The organism is Methylosinus sp. R-45379 (genome assembly GCF_001644125.1).
GTDB lineage: Bacteria > Pseudomonadota > Alphaproteobacteria > Rhizobiales > Beijerinckiaceae > Methylosinus.
The window spans coordinates 51,801-58,552 of record NZ_LUUM01000271.1 but is presented as its reverse complement, the minus strand read 5'-3'; the positions used below and the strand labels follow the sequence as shown (position 1 = coordinate 58,552).

Below are 6,752 nucleotides of genomic sequence, written 5' to 3'. Positions count from 1 at the left end.
TTTTTCAGGGGCAGGTCAGTTGCAGACCAGGGGCGAATTGCTTCCAGCCCAGCAGTTCTATGCGCTCGCGGAGTGAGCCGCGTCACTCTCACACGCCCGCGTCCAAAAAACAAAATTTGCGACAAAGCGCCTCGGCCTCACGCCGCCCCGCATCCATTTGACGTGACATCGCCGAAAGCTGGCGTTGTCGCCACGGCTTCGCCGAGCGACCGCGCCAGCTCGTTTACGAAAAAGTCTCGTGATTAATGGCTGATCATCCAGGGCCTCGCAGAAGGGAAAGACTTGGCCCCCTCCCCAGAGGTTTTCGACGCCCCGCCGCAACAGGCGCAGCCGGCTCCGTGCGACGATGACCGCCGCGGCGCATAGCGGCTCCGCTCATTCGCCTCGAACGCGCCTCGGCTCGCCGAGCTCATCAGCGACGTGCGCGGCGCCGTCAGCACGACACGCGGTGCCGAGGCGCCGCAATCGGGACAGTCGCAAGGCTCGAGATAATCCGCCATCGGGCGCATTGTCGTGAACGGTCCACAGGCGTCGCAGAGATATTCATAGATCGGCATGACCGCCTCATTTGTCGGGAACGATCGGCATCTGGACCGAGCCGTCGAGATATTTGATCGGACCCGCCGCCGACGGCGAGATATCGAAGTCGAAGATTTGGGTCGGCAGCCACAGGGTCGCGCAGGCGTTCGGCACGTCGACGACGCCCGAGACATGCCCCTGTACCGGAGCCGTGCCCAGGATCGAATAGGCTTGCGCGCCCGAATAGCCGAACTTCTTCAAATATTCGATCGCGTTCAGACAGGCCTGGCGATAGGCGACCGTCACATCCAGATAGTGTTGGCCGCCGTGCTCGTCGACAGAAATGCCTTCGAAGATCAGATAATCATTGTAGGTCGGGGTAATCGGGCTCGGCTTGAAGATCGGATTTTTGATTCCGTATTTCGACATTCCGTCCTTGATGACGTCGACCTTCAAATGCAGCCAGCCGGCCATCTCGATAGCGCCACAGAAAGTGATCTCGCCGTCACCCTGGCTGAAGTGCAGATCGCCCATCGACAATCCACCGCCCGGCACATAGACGGGAAAGTAAATTTTCGAGCCGCGCGAGAGATCCTTGATGTCGCAATTGCCGCCGTGCTCGCGCGGCGGCACGGTACGCGCGGCCGTCGCCGCGGCCCTCGCCTTGGCCTCGCCTTCGAGGCGGCCGAGATGCGCCGTCGGCGCGAAAGGCGGATTGGCGAGCCCGGGAATGCGCGTCGGATTGGTCGCAATCAGCGCTTCCTCGCGCGTGTTCCATGTCTCCAGCAGCTTAGGGTCGGGCAAGCAGCCGATCAGGCCGGGATGGATGAGGCCGGCGTAGCGCACGCCCGGCACGTGACGGGATTTGGTGAACAGTCCCTCGAAATCCCAGATCGATTTCTGTGCGAGCGGAAACTGCTCTGTCAGAAAGCCGCCGCCGTTCTGCTTGGAGAAGAAGCCGTTGAAGCCCCATTGGCTCTCCGGCTTCGCGCCGATGTCGAGCAGATCGACGACGAGGAGATCGCCGGGCTCCGCGCCTTTGACGCCGATCGGTCCCGACAGGAAATGCACGATCGATAGATCGATGTCACGCACGTCCGAGGCGTCGTCGTTGTTCTTGATGAAGCCGCCGGTCCAGTCATAGGTCTCGATGATGAAGTCGTCGCCCGGCTTCACCCAGGCGACGATCGGTATGTCCGGGTGCCAGCGATTGTGCACCATATCGTTTTCGAATGCGGATTGGGTCAGATCGACCTTGATCAATGTTTCGGCCATTGTTCTCTCCCTTCGTGGTTAGCCGGTCAGACCGACAGAAAGTTTGCGACCTTCGTCTCGTCGATCGTCGCCCGGCTCTCGGAATGGACGATCTCGCCGTTCTCGAGCACCAGCACGCGATCGGCGATGTCGAGCGCGAAGGACAGGACCTGCTCGGAGACGACGATCGACAATCCGCGCGTATCGCGGATCTTCTTCAGCATTCGCGCCATCTCGCGAATGATCGAAGGCTGTATGCCTTCCGTCGGCTCGTCGAGCAGCAGCACTTTGGGTCGCGAGGCGAGCGCGCGCGCGATAGCGAGCTGCTGCTGCTGGCCGCCGGAAAGATTGCCGGCCTTGCGCCGTCTCATATCCAGCAGCACGGGAAACAGCTCATATATGTCTTTGGGAACCTCGCGCTCGCCCGTGACCGTCAATCCGGTCTCGATGTTCTCTTCGACCGTCATCGCCGGAAAAATCATCCGGCCCTGCGGCACATAGGCGAGGCCGGCGGCGACGCGCTGGTGACTCTTCAGCGCAGTGATGTCGCGATCGGAGATTCGCACGGCGCCGGCGGTCGTGCGCGCAATGCCCATCAGCGCCTTCATGAGCGTCGTCTTGCCCATGCCGTTGCGTCCCATGAACGCGACGATCTCATTCGGCGCGACCTCCGCCTCGAGGCCGTGAATGACCTCGCTCTCGCCATAGGCGACCCGCAATCCTTCGATGGCCAGCATGGCGCTCCTCAATGTCCGAGATAGACTTCGACGACCTTCGGGTCTGTCTTCACATGCTCCATCGAGCCTTCCGACAGCACCTTTCCCTGGTGCAGAACGGTGACGCGATGTGCGATGTCCTCGACGAACTTCATGTCGTGCTCGATGACGAGCACTGATCGGCCGACGATGATCTTGTTCAAGAGCTCCGCCGTGTTGCGCCGTTCGGAGACGCTCATTCCTGCGACCGGCTCGTCGAGCATCAAGAGCTCGGGGTCCTGAATCAGCAGCATGCCGATCTCCAGCCACTGCTTCTGCCCATGGCTGAGATATTCGGCGCGCTCGGCCAATTGATCGGCGAGATAGATCGTCTCGGCGATCTCCTCTATGCGCTCGCGAACCGCCCGATCGCGACGAAACAGCAGCGCGCCGAGCACGGAACGGCCGCGCGGGTAGGAAATCTCCAGATTTTCGAACACGGTGAGATCGTCATAGATGGACGGGTTCTGGAATTTGCGTCCGACCCCCGCCTCGACGATGCCGTTCTCGCTCATGCGAGTGAGCTCCTTGTCGCGAAAGCGAATCGACCCGGAGGTGGCGCGCGTCTTGCCGCAGATGAGATCGAGCACCGTCGTCTTGCCAGCGCCGTTCGGGCCGATGATGACGCGAATCTCGTTCGGCTCGACATAGAGCGACACGTCGTCCACGGCCTTGAAGCCATCGAAGGAGACCGACAATGCTTCGACCGAGAGAAGGAAATCCTGATGTGTCGACAATGGCGTCACTCCGCGAGTTCATGATCGAGAGAGCGCGTCATCGGCGTGCGCCAGAGAGCCCGCAGCTTCGCGACGAAGCTTCTCGCGAGGCGCGGCGCGGAGCTGCGATAGACTCCCGCAAGGCCCTCCGGGAACGACAGCACCACGACGACGAACAGCGCTCCCAGTCCGAACAGCCAAAGTTCGGGAAAGCTTTCGGATAGTCGCGTCTTGGCAAAATTGACCAGCAGCGCCCCGCATACGGAGCCGAGGATCGATGAGCGTCCGCCGACCGCCGTGTAGATCACCATTTCGATCGACGGAACAATTCCGACGAAGGACGGCGACATGAACCCGACCTGCAATGTGAACATGGCGCCGCCGAGCGCCGCGAGCGCCGCCGCGAAGCAGAAGGCGAATATTTTGAAGCTCGAGACGGAGTAGCCGGAAAAACGCACGCGGTCCTCCTTGTCGCGCATGGCGACGAGAATGCGGCCGAGCTTCGATCGCGTGACGAGCTGCGTTGCGACGATGGCGGCGAGCAGCAGCCCGCATTCGATATAATAGAGCGTGAGCTTGGCGCCATCCGAGCGAATGTCCCAGCCTTTGAGCGTGCGCAGATCGGTGATGCCATTGATGCCGCCGGTGTAGCCCTGCTGGCCGACGATCAATATTGTGAGGATCAGCGCCACCGCCTGAGTGATGATCGCGAAGTAGACGCCGCCGACACGTCGCTTGAACATCGCCGCGCCGATGATGAAGGCGAACAGCGTCGGAACCAGCACCACCGCCGCGAGCGTGACGCCGAGATTCTCGAACGGCTTCCAGAACCACGGCAGCGCGGTGAGCTGATTCCAGTCCATGAAGTCGGGAATGCCGGGCGTCGATTGGATTTTCGTGTTCTCGACGCTCGACGCTTCGAGCTTCAGGAACATGGCCATGCAATAGCCGCCGAGACCGAAGAAAATTCCCTGGCCGAGGCTCAGAATTCCGGCATAGCCCCAGCATACGACGAGGCCGATCGTCACGAAGGCGTAGGTGAGATATTTTCCGACGAGATTGAGCCGGAAGATGTCGAGAGCAGCCGGCAGCACGACGAGGATGAGCGTCGCGAAAGCGAGGAGGCCCAAGAGCTCGGACCGGCGGAAAAGCGCATTGTCTCCACGGAGTTTCATCGCCGCACCTTGGTTGCGAACAGGCCCTGCGGACGCAGCATCAGAATGACGACGACGCCGATCAGCGTCGCGACCTGCGCCATGGAGCCGGAGGTGAAGAATTCGAGCGTCGATCGCGACTGCGAGATCGCGAAGGCGGATGCGATGGTGCCGATGAGGCTCTGCGCTCCGCCGAAGACAACGACGAGGAAGGAGTCGACGATGTAGAGCTGGCCGGCGGTCGGCCCTGTCGATCCGACCATGGTGAAGGCCGACCCTGCTATTCCCGCGATTCCGCAACCGAGCGCGAAGGTCGCGCGGTCCACTTTCTGCGTGTCGATTCCGACAGCGCCCGCCATCACTCTGTTCTGGACGACCGCGCGCACTTGGCGACCGAGGCGAGACTTGTAGATCAGCAGAGCGACTCCGGCGGTGATGACCGCTGTCAGCGCCATCACGAACATGCCGTTGATCGGCACCTCTATGGTGGAGGTGATCTGCCAGGACCCGAGCATCCAAGGCGGCAGCTCCACGCCGACCTCGCGCGCGCCGAAGATGGAGCGATAGAGCTGCTGGAGAATGAGGCTGAGGCCCCAGGTCGCGAGCATCGTATCGAGAGGGCGCTTATAGAGACGGCTGATCAGCGCCCATTCGACCATGGCGCCGAGCAGCGCCGCAGCGAGAAAGGCGACGATCATCGCAACGAAGAAATAGCCTGGAAACAGCGCCGGAAGATACGTCTCGAAGAGCTTGGAGGTGAGATAGGTCATATAGGCGCCGAGGATCATGAACTCGCCATGCGCCATGTTGATCACGCCCATCTGACCGAAGATGATCGCGAGGCCGAGCGCCATGAGCAGAAACACCGAGAACAGGATAAGTCCGGCGAATCCTTGCATGACGAAGATCGAGCCGAGATCACTGAGCGAATAGTCGCCGAGCATCCGAGCCTCCATATGTCGTGAGGAAAAGGGGCGGCCGAAGTAAATCGGCGGACCAGTCGCCCGGTCCGCCGATCCTTCATTGATAGCCTTTCGGGAACGGATCCGGCTGAACGAGCTCGGCGGTTTCGTAGATCACCTCATATTGTCCATCGGCGCGCGCGCGCCCGACGCGCGTCTTCGACCAGAGATGATGGTTCTCGTGAATGCGCACATAGCCTTCCGGCGCGCCTTTGAATTCGACACCGGGCGAAGCGGCGGCGACCTTGTCGATATCGAACGAGCCGGCCTTCTCCACGGTGAGCTTCCACAGCCAGGGACCGAGATAGGCGGCCTGGGTAACGTCGCCGATCACGGTTTTGTCGCCCCATTTCTTCTGAAAGGCGGAGACGAAGCCCTTGTTATTGGCGTTGTCCAAGGACTGAAAATATTTCATGCAGGCGTAGGCGCCGGCGATATTCTCACCGCCGATGCCGTCGATCTCGTCCTCGGTCACGGAGATCGTGAGCAAGGTCTGCTTCGACAGATCGATGCCAGCCGCCTTGAGCTGCTTGTAGAAGGCGACATTGGAGCCGCCGACGATGATGGCGTAGATCACATCGGGCTTGGTCAGCTTGATCTTGTTGATCACCGAATTGAACTGTGTGTGCCCGAGCGGGAAATATTCCTCGCCGACAACCTTGGTTTTCAGCACGTTCTCGATATGCTTGCGGGCGATCTTGTTGGAGGTGCGTGGCCAGATGTAATCGGATCCGAGCAGGTAGAAGCTCTTGGCGCCCTTCTGCTTGGTCACCCAGTTCAAGCCGGCGATGATCTGCTGCGTCGCCTCCTGACCCGTGTAGATGACGTTCTTCGACTGCTCGAGCCCCTCATAGAAGGTCGGGTAATAGAGCATGCCGTTGTACTGCTCGAACACCGGCAGGACCGCCTTTCGCGAGGCGGAGGTCCAGCAGCCGAACACGGCGGCGCATTTGTCGTTGACCAAAAGCTTCTTGGCCTTTTCGGCGAAGGTCGGCCAGTCGCTGGCGCCGTCCTCCTGCACGAATTTGATTTTGCGGCCGAGCACGCCGCCTATCGAGTTGATCTGCTCGATGGCCAGCTTTTCCGCCTCGACGGAGCCGGTCTCGCTGATCGCCATGGTTCCCGTGACGGAATGCAATATTCCGACTGTGACCTCGCTATCCGTCACCGCCAGCCCAGTCGTGTTGGCGGCGGAGGCCGCCAGAGCCGACCGTCCGATGAAGCCGAGCGCAGGTGTCGCCGCGAACGCCGAAAGCATTTGACGGCGGGATAGATTGCGCGCGTCGCCGGATTTGGTGGTCATAAAGTCTCCCCTCACACTGTCGGGACGAGCCCGTCCTCCGGCAAAGACTGGCCTTCCGCCGGGCTGCGAGGCCATACGTCGATTCGCGT

Annotated in this window: 7 protein-coding genes; all 7 read right to left on the bottom strand. The window is 61.1% G+C overall.

What is annotated here, in order from left to right; genetic code table 11:
* Positions 1–242: 242 nt before the first annotated feature.
* Entirely contained in the window at positions 243–557 is a 315-nt protein-coding gene (locus A1351_RS24110) for a zinc ribbon domain-containing protein (RefSeq protein WP_024882101.1), read from the bottom strand.
* A 7-nt stretch (positions 558–564) separates the two neighbouring features.
* Positions 565–1,794, bottom strand: coding sequence for a formamidase (gene fmdA / locus A1351_RS17120; RefSeq protein ID WP_024882100.1), 1,230 nt, complete (start codon positions 1,792–1,794; stop codon positions 565–567).
* Positions 1,795–1,820: 26 nt separating this feature from the next.
* Positions 1,821–2,510: an urea ABC transporter ATP-binding subunit UrtE gene (urtE, locus tag A1351_RS17115; RefSeq protein ID WP_024882099.1), complete on the bottom strand. Its 690-nt coding sequence runs from the start codon at positions 2,508–2,510 to the stop codon at positions 1,821–1,823.
* 8 nt (positions 2,511–2,518) lie between these two features.
* The gene (gene urtD / locus A1351_RS17110) at positions 2,519–3,265 is read right to left on the bottom strand and encodes an urea ABC transporter ATP-binding protein UrtD (RefSeq protein WP_198022879.1); all 747 of its coding nucleotides are present in this window, start codon (positions 3,263–3,265) and stop codon (positions 2,519–2,521) included.
* Between the two features lie 5 nt (positions 3,266–3,270).
* Positions 3,271–4,419 carry an urea ABC transporter permease subunit UrtC gene (gene urtC, locus A1351_RS17105; RefSeq protein WP_064033556.1) on the bottom strand — a complete coding sequence of 383 codons (1,149 nt, stop codon included), beginning with the start codon at positions 4,417–4,419 and terminating at the stop codon, positions 3,271–3,273.
* On the bottom strand, positions 4,416–5,342 hold the full coding sequence (gene urtB, locus A1351_RS17100; RefSeq protein WP_024882096.1) for an urea ABC transporter permease subunit UrtB: 927 nt from the start codon (positions 5,340–5,342) through the stop codon (positions 4,416–4,418). Before urtB ends, urtC begins: the two co-directional genes overlap by 4 nt.
* Positions 5,343–5,418: 76 nt before the next feature.
* The gene (urtA, locus tag A1351_RS17095) at positions 5,419–6,618 is read right to left on the bottom strand and encodes an urea ABC transporter substrate-binding protein (RefSeq protein WP_371441506.1); all 1,200 of its coding nucleotides are present in this window, start codon (positions 6,616–6,618) and stop codon (positions 5,419–5,421) included.
* Positions 6,619–6,752 lie beyond the last annotated feature (134 nt).

Excerpts from the sequence above, each read along its gene's own strand:
- A1351_RS24110 (WP_024882101.1), bottom strand. The coding sequence starts at position 557 with ATGCCGATCTATGAATATCTCTGCGACGCCTGTGGACCGTTCACGACA.
- fmdA (WP_024882100.1), bottom strand. The coding sequence starts at position 1,794 with ATGGCCGAAACATTGATCAAGGTCGATCTGACCCAATCCGCATTCGAA.
- urtE (WP_024882099.1), bottom strand. The coding sequence starts at position 2,510 with ATGCTGGCCATCGAAGGATTGCGGGTCGCCTATGGCGAGAGCGAGGTC.
- urtC (WP_064033556.1), bottom strand. The coding sequence starts at position 4,419 with ATGAAACTCCGTGGAGACAATGCGCTTTTCCGCCGGTCCGAGCTCTTG.
- urtB (WP_024882096.1), bottom strand. The coding sequence starts at position 5,342 with ATGCTCGGCGACTATTCGCTCAGTGATCTCGGCTCGATCTTCGTCATG.
- urtA (WP_371441506.1), bottom strand. The coding sequence starts at position 6,618 with ATGCTTTCGGCGTTCGCGGCGACACCTGCGCTCGGCTTCATCGGACGG.